Raw genomic sequence first — 19,618 nt, 5'->3', positions numbered from 1 at the left:
GGCTGGGTTAAGAGCACGTACTGTACCAACCTTAGGCCGTTCACGGCCTTTGCCTCGGTCTACTAATAACTGCTCCAAGTAGTAATAACCAGCAACTAATAACCATCGCCTATTCAATCGGCACCGAGTGGGCTTTCCATATCTGTTCAGCGTACTCCTTGATCGAGCGGTCGCTGGAGAATTTTCCCATATTGGCCACGTTGAGTATGGCCATTTTGGTCCACTGGTCTGTATCCAGGTAGGTCTTATCCACTCGCTCCTGACATTCCAGGTAGGAGGCGAAATCTGCCAATAGCAAATAATAATCGCCCTTGTTCAGCAGGCTGTCCACTATGGGCTTGAACAGTCCCGGATCCTCGGGGCAGAATAACCCGCCATCCAACTGGTCCACAACTTCTTTCAGCTGGCCGTTGGAATGATATTGATTTTTGGGATCGTAGCCCTTGGCTCTTAACTGTGACACTTCCTCGGCCGTCAGCCCGAAAATGAAGATGTTGTCTTCGCCCACCTCCTCCATGATCTCGATATTGGCCCCGTCCAGGGTGCCGATGGTCAGGGCCCCGTTCAGGGCGAACTTCATGTTGCCGGTGCCCGAGGCCTCCATCCCGGCGGTGGAGATCTGCTCCGACAGTTCGGCGGCCGGCATGATTAGCTCGGCCAGGGATACCCCGTAGTTGGCCAGAAAGACCACCTTGAGTTTATTACCGATATCGGGATCGTTATTGACCTTGTCCGCCACGCAGTTGATCAGCTTGATCACCAGTTTGGCCATGAAATAACCGGGGGCCGCCTTGCCGCCGAAGATGACGGTCCGCGGTACCACCGGGGCCTCCGGGTCCTTTTTGATCCGGTTGTATTGGGCTATCACCCCCAGCACGTTCAGCAGCTGGCGCTTGTACTCGTGGAAGCGCTTTACCTGGACGTCGAACATGGAGTTGACATTAACCTCCAGGTTGTTGTGGGTCCGGATGTATTCCGCCAGGCGGATCTTGTTGTCGCGTTTGATCCCCCGCCATTTCTCCCGAAACAGGCAATCTTCGGCCAGCGGCTCCAATTCTTTCAGCAGGCTTAGGTCCTTTACCCACTCCGGCCCGATCTTCTTGGTGATCAGTTCGGATAAGCCCGGATTGCATTTTTTAAGCCAGCGGCGGGGGGTGATGCCGTTGGTCTTGTTGTTGAACTTGCCCGGAAAGAATTCATTGAACTCCGGGAACACCCTTTCCTTGAGGATCCTGGTGTGAAGCTCGGCCACCCCGTTCACAGAGAAGCATCCGGTGATGGCCAGGTGGGCCATCCGTACCTGGGGCTCGGGATCCGGCGAGATGATGGACATGGCTTGTTTCTTCTGCCGGTCGCCGGGGTATTTCTTTTCCACCGCCTCCATCAGCCGGCGGTTGATCTCGCCGATGATCTGCCAGTGGCGGGGCAGCATCCGTTCGATCATGTCCACCGGCCAGTGCTCCAGGGCCTCCGGCAGCACGGTGTGGTTGGTGTAGGCGAACACCTTTCCAGTGATGTCCCAGGCCTCCTGCCATTCCATACCCTCCTGGTCCATCAGCAGCCTCATCATCTCCGGGATGGCGATGGCCGGGTGGGTGTCGTTGAGCTGGAAGACGGTCTTCTCTGGAAAGGCCTTCATGTCCGGCTGGGTTTTTTTATAGCGCCGGATGGCGTCCTGCAGGGTGGCCGAGACAAAGAAGTACTGCTGCTTTAAGCGCAGCTCCTTGCCCTGATAGACATTGTCGCTGGGATACAGCACCCGGGTGATGTTCTCCTTCTGGTTCTTGTCCTCCACCGCCGAGACGTAGTCCCCGCTGTTGAAGTAACTGAGGTCGAATTCCCGGGTGGCCTTGGCCGACCACAATCTGAGGGTATTGACGGTGTTGTTGCCGTGGCCCGGCACCGGAGTGTCGTAGGCCATGGCCATCACCTCCTCGCCATCCTGCCACAGGAACCGGGACCGGCCATCCGGCCACTGGCCCATCTCCACCCGGCCGTAGAATTTTACCGGATACAGATGTTCCGGCCGGGGCAGCTCCCAGGGGTTCTGGTATCTTAGCCAGTTGTCCGGCATCTCCACCTGGTAACCGTTCTGTATCTTCTGCAGGAAGATTCCGTATTCATAGCGGATGCCGTAGCCGTAGGCTGGCAGGGCATGAAAGGCCATTGAGTCCAGGTAGCAGGCCGCCAGCCGGCCCAGGCCGCCGTTGCCCAGCCCGGCGTCCCACTCCACCTCCATCATCTCCTCCAGGTCGAATCCCAGCTCCTCCAGGGCCTTGCGACAGGCGAAATCCATCTCCAGATTGATGATGCTGTTGCCCAGGCTGCGCCCCATCAGGAATTCCAGCGACAGGTAGTAGACCCGCTTGGCGTCCACCTGGTAATACCGCTGCTGGGTCCGCACCCAACGCTCCACCAGCCGGTCCCGAATGGCCAGGGCCAGGCTCAGGTAGTAGTCCCGCTTGGTGGCCGAATACTTGTCCTTGGCCAGTGAGAAGGCAATGTGATCCAAGAAGGATTTTTTCAACGATTCCTTGTCTACCCCCTGGCGGGTGACCTCGTCACCTATTTTTATTTTCTTTTCCGGCATATCAGTTTGATATTATTGAATATTGATTTTTATAAACATCACACAAAGACACGGAGGCACTAAGGGGAAGAGACCCGACAATAACTTGGTGTCTTAGCGTCTTGGTGTGAGAAAAAAGAGAGCTACTGTTCCCCCGGCTTGCCGAACATAGCATCCTCGATGTTGTAGGTCCCCATACTGGGCGCATTCATGAAGCCATGCCAGGCGGCCTCGGCGTATTTTCCGCTCTCCAGCACGTAATACAGCCACTGGTCCACGTAGCGGGGATCCTCCTGGACGAAGCCCGAGCCGATGTGCTCCAGCCACTGCTGATTGAATTTCTCGTGGGCCCCCACCGGCGGGGCGATGATCACCGGCAGGCCCAGGGCGGTGTAGAACGACATCTCCGAGGGCTTGGTCCACAGTATGTCGGTGGTCCTCAGCTCCCGGTTGATGATGGAAAAGTAGGCCCGCTTGTCCAAAGCGTAGATCACCTTGACCCCCGAGTTGGTCCGGGGATCGATGCCCAGGGCCTTTAATTCCTTATTGAAGTAGGCGGCCGTGTCCAGCCGGGTGCCGGCCACCAGGTTGACCCTGATCTTGCCGGCGCAGATCTTCTTCTGCAGGGCCTTGACGATGGTGATGCCGATCTCGGTCTGGGCCCCGGCCCCGCCCACCAGATAACACAGGGTCAGGGGATGGTTGCTCTTGGCCCTTGATTCGCCCAAAAATTTCTTCAGCGTCTCGTCGTAGACAGTGATGAACTTTTTGTGGGGATCCAGATTTGGCAGGCGCTCGGCCAGATCTTTTTTCAGGATCTTCTGGTCCCGACCCCCGATATTCTCCCGGGGCAGGGGGAAACCGGTCATGATGATCCGGTTCTCGGGCACCCCATACTGCCGTAGCCGGATGGTGGCATGGCGCGATGGGGTCAGGTATTTGATCCTGGTCTGGGCGGGCTTGTCAATTGCCCACACCCGATTGATGTCGGTATCGGTGACTATGCAGTAGACGTTCTCCAGCCCCAGGTAGTCGGCCGCCAGGGCCGGGATGAAATGGGTGGTGACCAATGGCAGTGGTTCTTTTTTGACGTAATCGATCAGGCTGCTGCACAATCCCCAGCGCTTGATCAGCCCCTTCACCCGGAGCACGGTCAGATTGGGCCGGGCATCCACCTTGAAGGGGTAGAACGGCGCGATGGACTGCAGGCTGTCGTAGGCCCCGAAGATGAACTTGCCGATCCAGGGGATGGTCTTCAGCCGGGAGACCGTCTCATAGCCGATTCGGCTCCACTGCCAGATCCCCCGCTCCCGCTCCGAGATGATCTGGTCGTTGTTGGCGGTGATCACCCGTTCGTTGGCGATCTCGTTCAGGGGGTAGGCGGCCCGCTGGTGGCCGTAGCCCATGTCCACCGAGACCACCCAGGCCCGTTTGGATTGATCCTTTGCCGGCATAATATTCTTTACTAATTTATAATTTTTGCCACCAAGACACTAAGACTTTATATTTTTAGCTTTAAATACGGACGTCATTCTGAGCCCGGCCCCTTGCTTGCCAAGCCGAAGAATCCACCATTGTCATTCCCGAGAAGTCGGGAATCCAGAATTTTAACCACAGAGGCACAGAGACACCGAGGCTTTTAAACTTTGCCGGAGTTTAACCACCAAGACACCAAGGCAATAAGATTTCTTATTTTTACAATGTTGCCGTCTACTGAATACTGTATACCGAATACGCAAACCGGCTTTTATTATTTAACCTGCGTTAATGTTACAATAATTATGCCCGGACTGCAACACCAAAGTGCAGCAAATATTTTGCCCCGAATATCAATATGAAAAGCCCCGCCTTTGGCGGGGCTTTTTCACTTAAACTACCTTAGTCCTAGATTACCTGACTATCAGCAGTTTCTTTGTCGCGCTGAAGTCTACCGCCTGCAGGCGGTAGAAGTAAATGCCGTTGGGCAGGGTATTGCCGTTCCAGCTTATCTGGTGATACCCGGCCGGCTTGCTGCCCTCCCGGAAGGTCTTTATCAGCTGCCCGGCCACGTTGTATACCTGAAGCTGGACATCGGACTGCCTGGGCAGTTGGTACTTGAATACCGTCTGCCCCCTCGACGGGTTGGGATAGGCATTGTTCAGGACATACGAAGTCGGAAGCGATGATGCCGGCCTTCCCGCCACTCCCATAAAATTGTATAGCCAAATCGCCCTTGGCGAGCTCTGAACTCTGTTAAAATCGTGAGCATGATCCCTAGCGCTGACCGAATAGGTGACGATCAGGCTGTCTCCCGCGGCCAGTATCTGGGCCGGGATGCTGGCGGAGAAGCTATCGGCTGTGGTCCTATTCATGGCCACGCTGTCTCCGTCGTAATGCAGAAAGGCCGTGGAAATGCCGGAGAAATCCCTGATGACAGCTTTCACCTGGTATGGACCGTAACCACCGGTTGAATCAGTATCATCCGCCAGACTGTCCCACCAGGCGATGGTCGGCGGAACATTGTCCAGGTAATAGATTGGGTATGTCAGCACATTCCCCGTCATGGCCGTGCCCAGGCCCAGGTTGTTGGTGGTGCCGCTTTGCGACAAAGGCACGATATTGATATAATTCTCGCCCCACAGCAGGGAGTCGCCGCTCCAGTTGTAAGTCCAGTCGACGGTCTTACCGGATCCGTTCACCGAAGCCTGGTGCCAGGCCTCCTGCCCGGTCATCCATTTGTCCAGCACGTGATCTAAAGTGATCCAGTTGGGCGGCCAGTTCACCGAGGCCGTGCCTGTGATATATGGCCGATGGGCATAGCTGCGGTGATTGATGCTGCTGTCAACGGCTGCCGTTATGCCGGTGTCCCACTCCCTAACCGCATCGATCACCGTCAGGTTACTGCCGCTATTATTGGCCACATATGCCTTGTTGGTCACCTTATTCACCACCAGGACTATGGGGGAGTTCCCGGCGGCGATCGTGTGAGTGGCATTGGTGGCGCCGTCGATCACCGTTACATTGTCGCTGCCACCATTGGCCACGTAGATCTTGTTGGTCACCGGATTCACTTTCACGTCACGGGGAGTTGCCCCCGCAGCCACTGTGGTTGTTCCATTGGTGGCGCCGTCGATCACCGTTACGTTGTCGCTGCCGTTATTGGCCACGTAGATCTGGTTGGTGGCCGGATTCACCGCCACGGCATAGGGATTCGTGCCCACAACCACGATGGCGGTGTCGTTGGTGGCGCCGTCGATCACCGTGACGTTGTCGCTGTTGGTGTTGGCCACGTAGATCTTGTTGGTCAACGGGTTCACCGCCACTGCCCGGGGGCTGGCTCCCGCAGCCACGGTGGCGGTGTTGTTGGTAGCCCCATCTATTACCGTGACGCTGGCGTTCCCGTAGTTGGCCACGTAGATCCGGTTGGTGGCCGGATTCACCGCCACGGCATAGGGAACTGATCCGGTGGTCACCGTGGCGGTGTCGTTGGTGGCGCCGTCTATCACCGTGACGCTGGAGTTATTGCCGTTGGCCACATAGACCTTATTTGTCACCGGGTTGACCGCCACCGCCCGGGGGGTTGTCCTGACAGCCACCGTGGTGGTGCCGTTGGTGACGCCGTCTATCACGGTCACGTTATTGCCATAGTAATTGGCCACGTAGACCTTATTTGTCACCGGGTTGACCGCCACCGCCCAGGGGGTATCGCCTGTCGCAACGACATTGGTGTCGTTGGTGGCACCGTCGATCACCGTGACGTTGTCGCTGTTAGTGTTGGCCAGGTAGATCTTGTTGCTTACTGGGTTCACCTCCGCGCCAAAGGGAATGGAACCCGCGGCTACCGTGGCTGTATCGTAATCGCCTCCGTCGATCACCGTCAGGTTGTCGCCCATGTGGTTGATGCTGTAGATCTTGTTGGTGGCCGGGTTGACCACGATGGCCTGGGGCCAGGTAAGATTCCCGGTGGAAATGTTGGTTATGGCATTGGTGGCCCCGTCGATCACCGTCACGCTGTCGCCGGTGTCGTTGGCGGTGTAGATTTTGTTGGTCACCGGGTTCACCGCTATGGCCTGCGGAGGTGACCCCAGGGCCACTCTGGTTGTGGCATGGGTTGCCCCGTCTATGACCGTTACGCTGTTGTCATTATAATTGGCCGCGTAGATCTTGTTGGTCACCGGATTCACCGCCAGGGCCCCGCCGTCTCCATCAATCAACACGAAGCTGGTGTCATGGCCGTCCCCGTTCACTTCCACCACCAGGCCGTCGCCCCTGGTGGCATAGACCATGTTGGTGGAGGGGTTCACCGCCACGGCAAAGGTGTAGGTTCCGCTGGGCGCTATGCTGATGCTCTCCGTCCAATTATCGATGCCGGCCAGCTCCGTCAGATAGTGGCTGCCGGCGTTGGCCACGTAGATCATGTCGGTCACTGGGTTCACGGCTATGGCGCAGGGCACGTCTCTTCCCGTCACGTTCACTGCGGAATTATTGGTCCCGTCGATCACGGTGATATTGGCGCTGCCCTCGTTGGCCACGTAGATCTTATTGGTCATGGGATTCACCGCAATTGCCATGGGATTGGTTCCGGCCGCCACGGTAACAGTGGAATGGGTGGCCCCGTCTATTACAGTCACCGTGCCGCCGTCATAGTTGGCCACGTATATCCTGTTGGTGTATGGATTGACCGCCAGGGCCCTGGGGTACTGGCCCACCGCCACCCTGGTCGAAGACAGGGTGGCCCCGTCGATTACGGTGACGCTGTCGGCATAGCGGTTGGCCACGTAGATCTTGTTGGTTACCGGGTTCACTGCCGCGGCCACCGGCCAGGAGCCGGCAGATACGGTGGCGGTGGCCCAATCGGCCCGGCAGGTTGCCGCTCCGCCCAGAAGCATTGCCAGCAAGGCTATTGCCGTGATAAGCATTCTTTTCATGTCTATTCCTTGTGAATTAAGTTTTCAGAGAAAGCGCCGATAGCGGTTTATGATCCAAACCCCATATTGATGTTATCTTAAAACACCCAATAAAGCAATATGAATTTCATGAATGTAGTCATAAGGGCCGCCCTAAAGGGCGGCCCTTATGCCAATGAAAGGGGCTTACCTGACTATCAGCAGTTTCCTAGTCGCGCTGAAGTCCCCGGCCTGCAATCGGCAGAAATACACCCCGGAGGCCACTCCGGCGGCCTTCCATTGCACCGTATGATGCCCGGCCGGCTGTGTCCCCTCAACCAGGATCTTCACCCTCTGGCCTGTTATGTTATATATTTCCACCTTGACTGCTGCTGACTTGGAAAGTTGATACCTGATGGTTGTCTGATCCTTCATGGGGTTGGGCCAGTTCTGTTCCAGCCTGAATGCCAAAGGCTGTCCGATATTCTCCGGTTGGCCGGCCACCCCGTAGGCGGTCGAGTCTATCCGGTAGACCGGATAGACCAGCCTGTTACCGGAAAAGGGAGTGCCCAGCCCCAGGTTGTTGGTGGTGGCGGCCTGCATCTCCAGCGGAACGAAGGTGACAAAGTTCTCCCCCCATACCAGCGAATCCCCCCAGTTGAAATTGAAGCTGATGGAGTCCGAGGAGGTGCTGTCGAACGGGCCCGCCGACCATTGCCAGGAATTAGGACAGGGCAGGCAATCGTTGATGACGCCCATCATGTCGGTCCTGTTGGTAGCCCAGCGGTTGACGGCCCTGCCGGTCAGGGTGGGCTGGGACAGGTAGGTGCTGTTATTTGCCAGCGGAGTAATCACCGCCCGCACCCCGGTATCGTAAACAGGGGCCTCGTCTATCACCGTTACGTCGTTGCTGTAATAATTCGCCACGTAGATCATGTTGCTTGCAGGGTTGCAAGCCACGGCAATGGGGTTTGTCCCCGCCACCACGGTGGTTGTGGCATTGGTGGCCCCGTCGATCACCGTTACGTTATTGCTGTTGTAATTCGCCACATATATCTTGTTGGTTACCGGGTTATAAGCCACGGCATAGGGATATGAACCCGCCTCTACGATAGTGGTGTCATTGGTGGCCCCGTCTATCACCGTTACGTTGTTGCTACCATAGTTGGCCACATAGATCTTGTTGCTTGCCGGGTTGGCCGCCACGGCAATGGGGTTGGTCCCCGCCGCTACGGTAGTGGTGGCATTGGTGGCCCCGTCTATCACCGTTACGTTGGCGCTGGTCCAGTTGGCCACGTAGATCTGGTTGGTTACCGGGTTGCAAGCCACTGCACGTGGACTTGTCCCCGTCGCTACGGCAGTGGCGGCATTGGTGGCCCCGTCGATCACCGTCACGCTGTCGCCGCTGTAATTCCCCACGTAGATCTTGTTGGTAACCGGGTTGCAAGCCACGGCACAGGGACTTGTCCCCGCCGCTACGCTGGCCGTGTCACTAGTGGCCCCGTCTATTACCGTGACGTTGTTGCTTGAATAGTTGGCCACGTAGATCTTGTTGGTAACCGGGTTACAAGCCACGGCATAGGGTCCTCCTTCCGCAGCCACGGTGGTGGCGGCATTGGTGGCCCCGTCGATCACCGTTACGTTGTTGCTGCCGATATTCGCCACATAGATCTGGTTGGTTACCGGATTGCAAGCCACGGCATAGGGTCCGTCTCCCTCCGTCACGGTGGCCGTGGCATTGGTGACCCCGTCGATCACCGTTACGTCGTCGCTGCTGTAGTTGGCCACGTAGATCTTGTTGGTAACCGGGTTACAAGCCACGGCATAGGGATATGTCCCCGCCGTCACCGTGGCAGTGGCATTGGCGGCTCCGTCGATCACCGTTACGTTGTTGCTGCTTTGGTTGGCCACGTAGATCTTGTTGGTCACCGGGTTGCAAGCCACAGCATTGGGACTTGTCCCCGCAGCCACGATTGTGGTGTCATTGGTGACCCCGTCTATCACAGTTACGTTGTTGCTGCCGATATTCGCCACGTAGATCTTGTTGGTCACCGGGTTCACAGCCACGGCCCAGGGCTGTGTTCCGGTCGCCACGGCGGTGGTGCCATTGGTGGCCCCGTCTATCACCGTTACATTGGCGCTGTTGTTATTCGCCACATAGATCTGGTTGGTTACCGGATTGCAAACCACGGCATAGGGTCCTTCTCCCTCCACCACCGTGGCCGTGGCATTGGTGGCCCCGTCGATCACCGTTACGTCGTCGCTGCTGTAGTTGGCCACGTAGATCTTATTGGTTACCGGGTTGCAAGCCACGGCCCTGGGGTTTGTCCCCGCAGCCACGGTAGTGGTGTCGTTGGTGGCCCCGTCTATCACCGTTACGTTGTTGCTGCCTTCGTTGGTCACGTAGATCTTGTTGGTGGCCGGGTTTACCGCTACGGCATAGGGGTTTGTCCCTGCCGCCACGGTAGTGGCGACATTGGTGGCGCCATCTATCACCGTTACGTTGTTGCTGCCATTGTTTGCTACATAGATCTTGTTGGTTACCGGGTTGCAAGCCACGGCCCAGGGGCCGCCTCCCGCAGCCACGGTGCTGGTATTGTTGGTGGCTCCGTCTATCACCGTCACACAATTGCTGCCATAATTTGCCACGTAGGTCTTGTTGGTTACCGGGTTGCAAGCCACGCCACAGGGGCTTGCCCACGCCGCCACCGTGGTGGTGTCATTGGTGGCCCCGTCTATCACCGTTACGTTGTTGCTGCTCCAGTTGACCACGTAAATCTTGTTGGTTACCGGATTAATAGCAACAGCGGAAGGGTTTGTCCCCGCCGCCACGGTGGTGGTGGCCCAGTCGGCTTGGGCCGGAACGGCCAGAATAAAAAAGGCCCCCAGCACGGCCATGACTGCGGACAAAGTGTGTTTCATCTTGTTCTCCTTTACAGTATTAGAGTAATGGTATTGCTTAAGCCCAATGATGATATGTTATAAGTATTCTACTATTAATTATCCCATATGTCAAACAGAAAACCCGCCGGCCGGGGCCGGCCCAATGTTTCCTGCCGGGTAGGCATGGTGCCGGACATGGCGACCATATCCCTACGGTATTGTACACGGCCCGAACCAAGACACCCCTCATATCCTCCCCTTTTTAGGGGACACAAAAGCCCCTCTCCTAATGCTTTAGGAGAGGGGTCGGGGGTGAGGTCGGCGGGTTTAAACCCCGCCCCTACTGATTACTGTATACTGTCTACCCATCATGCTTATATGCCGGGATCACATATTCTTTCTGATCATATTGGCCAGCCGCTGAATGCCCTCCGCTATCTGTTCCTCCGAAGCGTAGGAAAAATTCAGCCGCATGGTGTTCTGCCCCTTGCCGTCGCAGTGGAAGGCCGAGCCTATCACATAGGCCACGTTCTCCTCGATGGCCTTCATGAACAATTCGGTGGCGTTCATGTTCTTGGGCAGTTTGACCCACAGGAACAGCCCCCCCTCCGGCTTGGTCCACTTGACCCCCTTGGGCATGTTCTTCTTGAGGGCCTTCAGCATCACCTCCCGCTTTTTGCCGTACAGTTTTTTGATGTTCTCGACCTGTCCTACCAGCAGCCCGCGCTTCATATACTCGGCCACGATCAGTTGGTTGAAAGTGGGGCTGGCCAGGTCCATGCTCTGCTTGGAGACTATCATCCGGTCGGTCCAGGCGGCCGGGGCCATCAGCCAGGCCAGACGCAGGCCGGGGCAGAATATCTTGGAGAAGGTGCCCAGCACTATCACCTGGTTCTGGGTGTCCAGGCTGTAGATGGGCGGCACATCGTTCCCGGTGAACCGCAGGTCGCGGTAGGGGCTGTCCTCTATGATCGGCACTTCGTATTTATAGGCCAGCTCCAGCAGTTTCTTCCGGCGCTCCAGCGACATAGTCACCCCGGAGGGGTTCTGAAAATCCGGCACCACGTAGATGAACTTGGGCTTCTTTTTCTTCTTGGCCATCCGGGCCAGAACCTTCTCCAGCTTGTCCACCTTCATCCCGTCGTTATCCTGGGGGATGCCGATCATCTTGGCCCGGTAAGCCTGAAAGGCCTGCAGCCCGCCGATGTAGCTGGGCAGTTCCACGATGATGGGATCGCCCGGATCGATGAACACCTTGGCGATGATGTCCAGGCCCTGTTGCGAACCCGAGGTGATCATGATGTTCTCGGGATTGATGCCGGCCTTATGCGCCGCCATCCATTTGGCGATCTCCTGGCGCAGCGGCAGTTCGCCCTCGGTGGGGCCGTACTGCAGGGCCACGTTCCCTTTCTCCCTCAGCACCTGGCAGGCTATCTCCTCGATGTCCTTGAGCGGGAAGGTCTGGGGATCCGGCAGCCCGCCGGCAAAGGAGATGATCTCCGGCTTGCGGGTGTATTTGAGAAGCTCCCGGATCTCGGAGCGCTTCATGTTCAGGGCATTCTTGGAATAGAAAGCAGAAAGGTCTTTGATCATCACAGTTCCTCCGTCTTTATATTTTTTTAATTTGAACGCATTGTCATTATTTTCTGATCTGGGGGTTCTCCAGAAAATCACGGTAGGCCAGCTTGAGGCCCTCCTCCAGCGGGGTGTGTTTGGTCCAGCCCAAACCGTGCAGTCGGCTGACGTCCAGCAATTTCCGGGGGGTGCCGTCGGGCTTGGATTCATCCCAGCGGATCTGGCCCTTATAGTCGACAGTTTTGGCCACCAGTGCGGTCAGCTCCCTGATGGTCATATCCTGTCCGCAGCCGATGTTGACAATTTCGCCGCCGTCATAGGTTTCCATCAGAAAGATGCAGGCCGCCGCCATATCCTCGGAGTAGTAGAACTCCCGGCGGGGCGAGCCGGTGCCCCAGGCCTCCACATAGGGCCGACCCTCCTCCCGGGCCTCGTGGAAGCGGCGGATCAGGGCCGGCAGGACATGCGAATTGAGAGGATGGTAATTGTCGTTGGGGCCGTAAAGATTGGTGGGCATCACCGAGATGAATTTGGTGCCGTACTGTTTGTTGTAAGCCTGGCACATCTTGATCCCGGCGATCTTGGCCACCGCGTAGGGCTCGTTGGTGGGTTCCAGCGGGCCGGTCAGCAGGTATTCCTCCTTCATGGGCTGGGGGCATTCCCGGGGATAGATGCAGGAGGAGCCCAGGAACAGCAGTTTTTTGACCCCGTTGAGGTATGAGGCATTGATGACGTTGCACTCTATCAGCAGGTTATCGTAGATGAAATCGGCCGGATAGGTGTTATTGGCATGGATGCCGCCCACCAGGGCCGCCGCCAGAAAGACATACTCCGGTTTTTCGGCTTTGAAAAATTCACCTACCGCCGACTGATCCCGCAGGTTCAGCTGGTTCATCTCACGCAGAATGATATTGTGATAGCCTTTTTCTTTCAACTGCTTCAGCATGGCCGATCCTACCAGCCCGGCATGTCCGGCCACATAGATCTTGGCATTTTTATCCATGACTTTTCCCTTATATGATTATCTGGCTTATTAAATACTGATCCGCCCTCACAGGGTGAACTTATTCCCCAAGAATTTCTCCCGGGCCCCGGCGTGATCCACGATCTCCTGGGGCGTGCCCGAGGCGAATATTTGGCCCTCGTAGACCACATAGGCCCGGTCGGTGATCTCCAGGGTCTCCCGGACGTTGTGATCGGTCAACAGAACGCCGATGCCGCGTTCTTTTAGTTTGATCACCACCTGCTGGATGTCGGCCCGGGCGATGGGATCTATCCCGGTGAACGGCTCGTCCAGCAGCAGAAAGGCCGGGTTGGTGACCAGGGCCCGGGTCACCTCCACCCGGCGCCGCTCCCCGCCTGAAATGGAATGGGCCTTCTTGTCGGCCAGATGGGTGATGCTCAGCTCCTGCAGCAGGTTCTTCAGGCGATCCTGCCTCTGCTGATCGCTTAAAGGCATCATCTCCAGGATGGCCATGATATTCTCGGCCACCGTCAGCTTGCGGAACACCGAAGATTCCTGGGTCAGGTAGCCCAGGCCGTGCCGGGCCCGCTGGTACATCGGCATGTCAGTAATGTCGGTTTCGTCCAGGTGCACCGAACCTTCGTCGGGCTTGATCAGTCCGGTGATGACGTTGAAGGTGGTGGTCTTGCCGGCCCCGTTAGGCCCCAGCAGCCCCACTATCTCCCCCTGGTTGATCTCGATGGAGATGCCGTTCACCGCCCGGTGCTTGCGGTAGCTTTTGTAGATGTTCTTTATTTTCAGTGTTCGGTTATTTACTTCGGCCATAATCGTCCATCCTTAAGTTCCATTATCCGTTCGGCCCGCCCGGCCAGTTCGTTATTATGGGTCACCAGGACCAGTGCGATATTCTTTTCTTGGTTCATCCGCCATAGCAGGTCGGCCACCGATCCTCCGGACCGGCTGTCCAGGTTGCCGGTGGGCTCGTCGGCCAGGATGACCTCCGGCGAATTGGCCAGGGCCCGGGCCACCGCCACCCGCTGCTGTTCCCCGCCCGAAAGCTCCGAGGGCCGGTGCAGACACCTCTCTTTGAGGCCCACCTCATCCATCAGCTTCTCGGCCAGAGCAAACGATTCATTTTTTTCCATACCGCCGACCAGCAGGGGCAGGGCCACGTTCTCGACCGCGGTGAACTCCGGTAGCAGATGGTGGAATTGGAAGACGAAGCCGATGCTTTTATTTCTGGCCCCTGCCAGATCGTGATCGGACAACAGCGAGGTATCCTGCCCGCCCAGCATAACCTTCCCCGCGGTGGGCCGGTCCAGACACCCCAGGATATGCAGCAGGGTGGATTTGCCGGAGCCCGAGGCCCCCACAATGGAGGCGGTTCCGCCTTTTTCGATGGAGAAGGATAATTCGGATAATACCTTAAGGTCGCCTTTGGGGGCCTGGAATATCCGATTCACATTTATGGCATCTATCACTGCCGTCATTTATTTCTTCCCTTTGATTAAAAATACGAACATGATCACCGCCAGCAGGGCGGCGGCCGCTCCGAAGATGAATGTGGACCTGAACCCCAGGGTCTGCCACAACAGCCCGGCGATGGTGCTGGCAACAAAACTGGCCAGCCCGGTGGACATGTGGTACACCCCCATTCCGGTGGCCCGCAGCTCCTCCTGCACCAGCTTGGAGGCATAGGCCTTGCCCACCCCGTCGGTCAGGGCGGTATATAATCCGTAGACCGCGAACAATACCCACAGCATATGCGGGCTGTGATTGAAGGCGAAGCCCAGATAGACCAGCCCGAAGACCAACAGCCCCAGGGTGAATACCTTGCGTGAACCTATCCGGTCGGCCAGCATCCCGGCCGGGTAGGAACCCAGGGAATAGGTCAGATTGTACAGCATGTAGGCCAGCAGCGACATCACCACCGGATTGGTTGAGAACAGCTCCTTGGCCCGGACGATCAGAAAAACATCCGATGAGTTGCCGATGGCGAAGATCAGGTTGATGAAAATGAATATCTTGAAATCCTGGTTGAAGGCCTTCCACTGGAACTTGGGTTTTATATAGCGGCTGACAAATGGTTTGTCCCGGACGGTGAACAGCAGAAATACCCCCAGCACTGCCGGGACGAAGGCCCATAAAAAGACCGTCCGGTAGGCCGCGGCACCCTCCCCCAGCCGGCTCATGAAGAACAGGGCCGCCAGCGGGCCCAGCACCGCTCCCAGGGAATCCATGGCCCGGTGCAGTCCGAAGGCCCGGCCCCGCAAACAGTCCGGGGTGTGGTCGGCGATCAGGGCGTCCCGGGCCGATGACCTGAAGCCCTTGCCGGTGCGATCCATCACCCGCAGTAGAAGAACCAGCGGCCAGCCGGCCGTCAGGGCGAAGATCATCAGCGGCTTGGACAGGGCCGACAGCGAATAGCCGCCAATCACGAAGGGCCGGCGTTTTCCGATCCGGTCCGACCACCAGCCCGAGAATATCTTCAGAATGCTGGCAGCGCTCTCGGCCAGCCCTTCGATCAGGCCCAGGGCCGCCATCGGGGCATTAAGCACAGTGGTCAGAAAAATGGGGATCAACGGATATAGCATCTCCGAGGAGGCGTCGGTCAGCAGGCTGACCCACCCCAGCCGGACCACGCTGGGCGATATCTTTTTATTCCCGGTATTTTCCATTTATAATTCCCTAAAATCTATTATCCCATATCTGTAATCTTAGTAGGCCCCTTTGGCGGTGATCACCGCCGGAATGGTTTTGATCAGTATCTCCAGATCCATCATGGGCGACCAGTGCTCCAGGTAGTAAATGTCCAACAGCACCATCTCTTCGAAGGACAATTCGCTCCGGCCGGAAACCTGCCACAGCCCGGTCATCCCCTGTTGCCCCTGTAGTCTGTATTTATGCCAATCCTGGTATTTCTCCACCTCCGAGGGCAATGGGGGTCGCGGTCCCACCAGGCTCATATCCCCCTTGAATACGTTGATCAGCTGGGGAAGCTCGTCCAGGCTCAGGCGCCTCAGCCAGCGTCCCACCCTGGTGATCCGGGGGTCCTCCTTGATCTTGAATATCGGACCATCGGCCTCGTTATGCTGATGCAGGTTCACCTTTACCTTTTCGGCATCCTTATGCATGGTTCGGAATTTTAACAACGGGTAGAGGATGCTATTCCTTCCCACCCGGGTCTGCCTGAAGAAAACCGGCCCCGGGGAGTTGAGTTTGATTAGCAGGGCGATTGCCAACATCACCGGGCTGAACACAGCCAGGGCCAGGGTCGAAAGGGAAACGTCCATGGCCCTTTTGACATAGGGGTAAAACCGGCTATAAAAGGTCCCGTGCTGGGTCACAATGGCCACCCCGGCTACATCATATATCCCGGCCACCTTAGCCAATAGGTCATAGTGGTGGGAAATTATGCTGACCTCCATTTTATGGTTGCGGCAGAGATCGATCAGGTCGCTGTAATCGGCCAGTTTAGTGGTCAGACCCGGGATGAATATCTCCTCAACTTTATTTCTTTTGACGGCTATATCGCAATCCCGGTGAAGGCCGATGGCCTTCACCCCTCCGTATTTGAATTGCAGATCCTTTTCGTTCTCCACCAAAAATCCTATTATCTTGTATCCGTAGGCCCGGTTGGTTATCAGATGGTCAAAAACGGCTTTGGCTGTTTTCCCACTGCCGATAATGATTGCATTTTTTATACCCCAGCCGCGCTTCATAAGCTCTTCACTGAATACAAAAAACAATACTCTGCCCAAAGAGAGCAGGAACGGCGCAGCCGTATAATATAAAACAATAAATCCCCTGGAATACCGATAACCTTTTATTAAAAAAACCACCACTATAATGAAAACCAGACTTATAAGTGAAGATTTATATATGTTCAATATTTGTTCCAGCCGATTCATTTTATAGGTGTGGCGATACCCACCGTGCAGCAGCACCGAGAGCAACAGAAAAACCACCAAAGCTACCTTATGTTCCATCTCCAGCGGCTGCGGACCCTGCCCGGGGCCCCATTTTACAAACCACAGGGTCCATAAAATATTGGCGGCAGTCCAGCCTAATATTAAATCGCTGGCTAATATAATCCAGGAATATATTGCGGCCCAATATTTTCTCATCGGTCTCCCTGCCTCTGTTGAAGGAATGCCTTATATTGATCGCTTAAGATTCTGATGAATTTCTGCTCGAATATTTTTTGGTCAAAAGTCTCCGCCTGTTTTCTTACGGTCTTGCTTTCAAATTGGAACTGGTTAAAACCGGTAACCGCTGAAATCAAGCTCTCAGGTGTTTGTTGCTGAAATAATATACCCGTCCTGCCATCCACGATGGTTTCTTCGCTGCCGCCTTTCCCATAGGCTATAACCGGGCGTCCGCAGGCCTGGGCCTCTACCGGGGCAATGCCGAAATCCTCCAAGGCGGGAAATATCAAGGCCCGGCAACCCTGGTAGTACTTCAGCAGCTGGTCATCCGATACCCTGCCGGCAAAATTGATGTTCGGGCCGGCCAAGCATTTTAGCCGGTTGTATTCGCCGCCGTCTCCGACTATTATAAGTTTCAGCTTAAGTTGGTTGAATGCTTTTACCGCTAGATCTATCCTTTTATGCGGCTTGAGCCTGGACACTACCAGGAAGTAATCGCCAATAGCGCTGTCCTCCGGCGGAATGAAAAAATCGGTTTTAACCGGCGGATAAACCACCGTAGAGTGGCGCCGGTAATACTTGGCAATCCTCCTTTGCACTTCCATTGAATTTGAAACATAAAAATCCGGACGTTGGCAACTGCATTCGTCCCATAGGCGGATCCTGCTTAAAAACGGGATCAGAAAGAGATTGGTAACGGCATTATGTTCATGAGAAATATAATGATACCAATCCCATACAAAACGCATGGGCGTATGTACATAACAAAGATGGAATGTTCGGCTAGTGGTTATAGCCCCCTTGGCCCAAGCATTGGAACTGGAGATAACTATGTCGTAATCATTTAGATCGAAGCTTTCCACCGCCAGTGGGAATAAAGCCAATAGTTTTTGATAGTGGCGCCGGTGCCCTGGTAATCGGTTGAGAAAGGACGGGCGGATATCCCAGCCACGGAAATGGCCTGGCAGCATATCGGGATCATGCAGCAGGGTATAGATCGGAGCCTCCGGGAAAAGCCCGTGCAACGATTCCAGAACCCTCTCGGCTCCGCCGTATTGGTTCAGATAATCGTGGACAATGGCAATTTTAGTGTTTTTCAGATTGCTATCCATAAAAAGCTTACTTAAACCTATTACACGGTTATGGCATTATAAAGACGAATCAGTGCCCGTTTAAAAATTGATTATTCCCTGCGAAAAACTGAATCCCAGTCCCAACCCGGCCAACCATTGACTGCGGTTTTGCCCGGAGATATTATCATAGTTTTGGCTGTTTTCATATCTCCATAATCCGAAGACATTCATTAGCCGGTTTTGATTCAAAATTTTAATTACCGTCGTCTGCCATTCCAGGTTAATCTGGCAGCCTAATGTCTTCTCCACCACTCCGGTGGGAAAGGTCTCGTGCCAGGTTGAATCATGAGCCCAGGGTTCAGTCCATGGATCCTCGATGCTTCCCTGACCCTTTCGTTTATAAAATACTTCGGCCGAGCCGATCCAGGCCGAAGAATTCGCAGTTAATTTCCATGACAACCGGTCGAAATCGTTTCCTTCTTCGGAACCGATCGGCTGGGATTCAAACAAGAAACGGTTCCAATCCTTGGATTGATTGTATGTCCATCCGGTGATCATCCGGTAGGAAAGCGATGTGGTGACAAAACAGGGGCTGGATATAACCGCCCAATCGGCCTGTAGGCCAAATCCGGCTTCGGTTGGTTCCTGGTCTCCGGCGGTTTTCCTTTCTATCTGAAAATCATCAATGGTCACCTCTCCGGATAATCTGAAAGGAGGTTTTACGATTTTAAAATCGGCATTCCAGATGACGTTATCGTCAAACTGGCGGTTGATCTGCTCTCCCTGGTAAAGATATAAGGGAATAAGATAATATAGTTCCACATTCCGTCCCGGCCCGCCATAGATCACATATTCATTGAATCCCAATTGAAATGGGGGAAAAGATATCTCGGCCCGATGCCCGGCCAGATAACGGTTGACAAAAACGCTGTCCTTAAGCCAGCCGTCAAGTTTGCCGACAAAACCGTAAAGTTTCAAGTGATCCCCCAGGGTCACACCCCCCTGAATATTCTCGTAAGGATCCCGGCCCGAGAGCGTCAGCCCCAGCCCGCAGTTAATCTGGTCCTTGCCGATCTGGAAAAAGCTTTTATCGCCCGACCACCTTACGTAAACCTGGCCGGTCTTGGCCTTGACTCCGCGCCACTGATACCCGTAATAATTTGAAGAAAGATCGTCACCCGATATTCCTTCATATACGGCGGCGGATGACCACCGTCCGGAGCCCAGCAGCATTCCGCCATGAAACTCGCCGACGGTTGATAATTTATTTTTGTTTTTAAGAAGCTGGGCCTCAACTTGGCCGAAAAGGCGCATTTGTTCACTGCCGGAAAACGGCAGCCCCAGCTCCCGGTAATGTGAGATTGATGTTTCCCTGGTCGAATCGGGGATTGATTGATATTGGCGGTAGGTCAGCGGGCCGTACAAACTCGCCGGCTCGACCAAGCCCCGCAATTCAAGATCATAATAATATGAATTGAACTTATCGTCAATGACTGTGAAATCAGCCGCCGTTATGTTTGACGCAACAAACAGCAACAACG

Annotated in this window: 12 protein-coding genes and 2 pseudogenes; all 14 read right to left on the bottom strand. The window is 55.5% G+C overall.

Annotated features, from left to right (window positions below; translation table 11 throughout):
• Positions 1 to 109: 109 nt before the first annotated feature.
• The gene (locus tag KJ869_08680) at positions 110 to 2,590 is read right to left on the bottom strand and encodes a glycogen/starch/alpha-glucan phosphorylase (GenBank protein ID MBU1577266.1); all 2,481 of its coding nucleotides are present in this window, start codon (positions 2,588 to 2,590) and stop codon (positions 110 to 112) included.
• A 122-nt stretch (positions 2,591 to 2,712) separates the two neighbouring features.
• On the bottom strand, positions 2,713 to 4,023 hold the full coding sequence (locus tag KJ869_08675) for a hypothetical protein (GenBank protein MBU1577265.1): 1,311 nt from the start codon (positions 4,021 to 4,023) through the stop codon (positions 2,713 to 2,715).
• Positions 4,024 to 4,458: 435 nt separating this feature from the next.
• Entirely contained in the window at positions 4,459 to 7,476 is a 3,018-nt protein-coding gene (locus tag KJ869_08670; GenBank protein MBU1577264.1) for a beta-propeller fold lactonase family protein, read from the bottom strand.
• A gap of 165 nt (positions 7,477 to 7,641) precedes the next feature.
• Positions 7,642 to 8,370 (bottom strand): T9SS type A sorting domain-containing protein, encoded by a 729-nt coding sequence (locus KJ869_08665; protein ID MBU1577263.1) that lies wholly within the window; start codon positions 8,368 to 8,370, stop codon positions 7,642 to 7,644.
• Positions 8,371 to 8,502: 132 nt separating this feature from the next.
• A pseudogene (locus KJ869_08660) lies at positions 8,503 to 9,351 on the bottom strand (YncE family protein).
• A 135-nt stretch (positions 9,352 to 9,486) separates the two neighbouring features.
• Positions 9,487 to 10,332 (bottom strand): annotated as a pseudogene (locus KJ869_08655) (YncE family protein).
• A gap of 372 nt (positions 10,333 to 10,704) precedes the next feature.
• The gene (locus KJ869_08650) at positions 10,705 to 11,910 is read right to left on the bottom strand and encodes a PLP-dependent aminotransferase family protein (GenBank protein MBU1577262.1); all 1,206 of its coding nucleotides are present in this window, start codon (positions 11,908 to 11,910) and stop codon (positions 10,705 to 10,707) included.
• Between the two features lie 46 nt (positions 11,911 to 11,956).
• Positions 11,957 to 12,895, bottom strand: coding sequence for a GDP-L-fucose synthase (locus KJ869_08645; GenBank protein ID MBU1577261.1), 939 nt, complete (start codon positions 12,893 to 12,895; stop codon positions 11,957 to 11,959).
• Between the two features lie 48 nt (positions 12,896 to 12,943).
• Positions 12,944 to 13,681 carry an LPS export ABC transporter ATP-binding protein gene (gene lptB, locus KJ869_08640; GenBank protein ID MBU1577260.1) on the bottom strand — a complete coding sequence of 246 codons (738 nt, stop codon included), beginning with the start codon at positions 13,679 to 13,681 and terminating at the stop codon, positions 12,944 to 12,946.
• Positions 13,669 to 14,346 carry an ABC transporter ATP-binding protein gene (locus KJ869_08635; GenBank protein MBU1577259.1) on the bottom strand — a complete coding sequence of 226 codons (678 nt, stop codon included), beginning with the start codon at positions 14,344 to 14,346 and terminating at the stop codon, positions 13,669 to 13,671. The genes lptB and KJ869_08635 overlap by 13 nt, the downstream gene beginning before the upstream one ends.
• Positions 14,347 to 15,534, bottom strand: a complete 1,188-nt coding sequence (locus KJ869_08630) for an MFS transporter (GenBank protein ID MBU1577258.1) — start codon at positions 15,532 to 15,534, stop codon at positions 14,347 to 14,349.
• A 39-nt stretch (positions 15,535 to 15,573) separates the two neighbouring features.
• Positions 15,574 to 16,983: a sugar transferase gene (locus KJ869_08625; protein ID MBU1577257.1), complete on the bottom strand. Its 1,410-nt coding sequence runs from the start codon at positions 16,981 to 16,983 to the stop codon at positions 15,574 to 15,576.
• Positions 16,980 to 18,116, bottom strand: a complete 1,137-nt coding sequence (locus KJ869_08620; protein ID MBU1577256.1) for a glycosyltransferase — start codon at positions 18,114 to 18,116, stop codon at positions 16,980 to 16,982. The genes KJ869_08625 and KJ869_08620 overlap by 4 nt, the downstream gene beginning before the upstream one ends.
• A gap of 60 nt (positions 18,117 to 18,176) precedes the next feature.
• The coding region (locus KJ869_08615) for a hypothetical protein (protein ID MBU1577255.1) at positions 18,177 to 19,618 on the bottom strand (1,442 nt) is incomplete at its 5' end.

The sequence above is a fragment of the Candidatus Edwardsbacteria bacterium genome (genome assembly GCA_018821925.1).
Lineage (GTDB): Bacteria > Edwardsbacteria > AC1 > AC1 > EtOH8 > UBA2226.
Note: the sequence above shows the minus strand (reverse complement) of the source record. Positions and strands in the feature narration are given on the sequence as shown.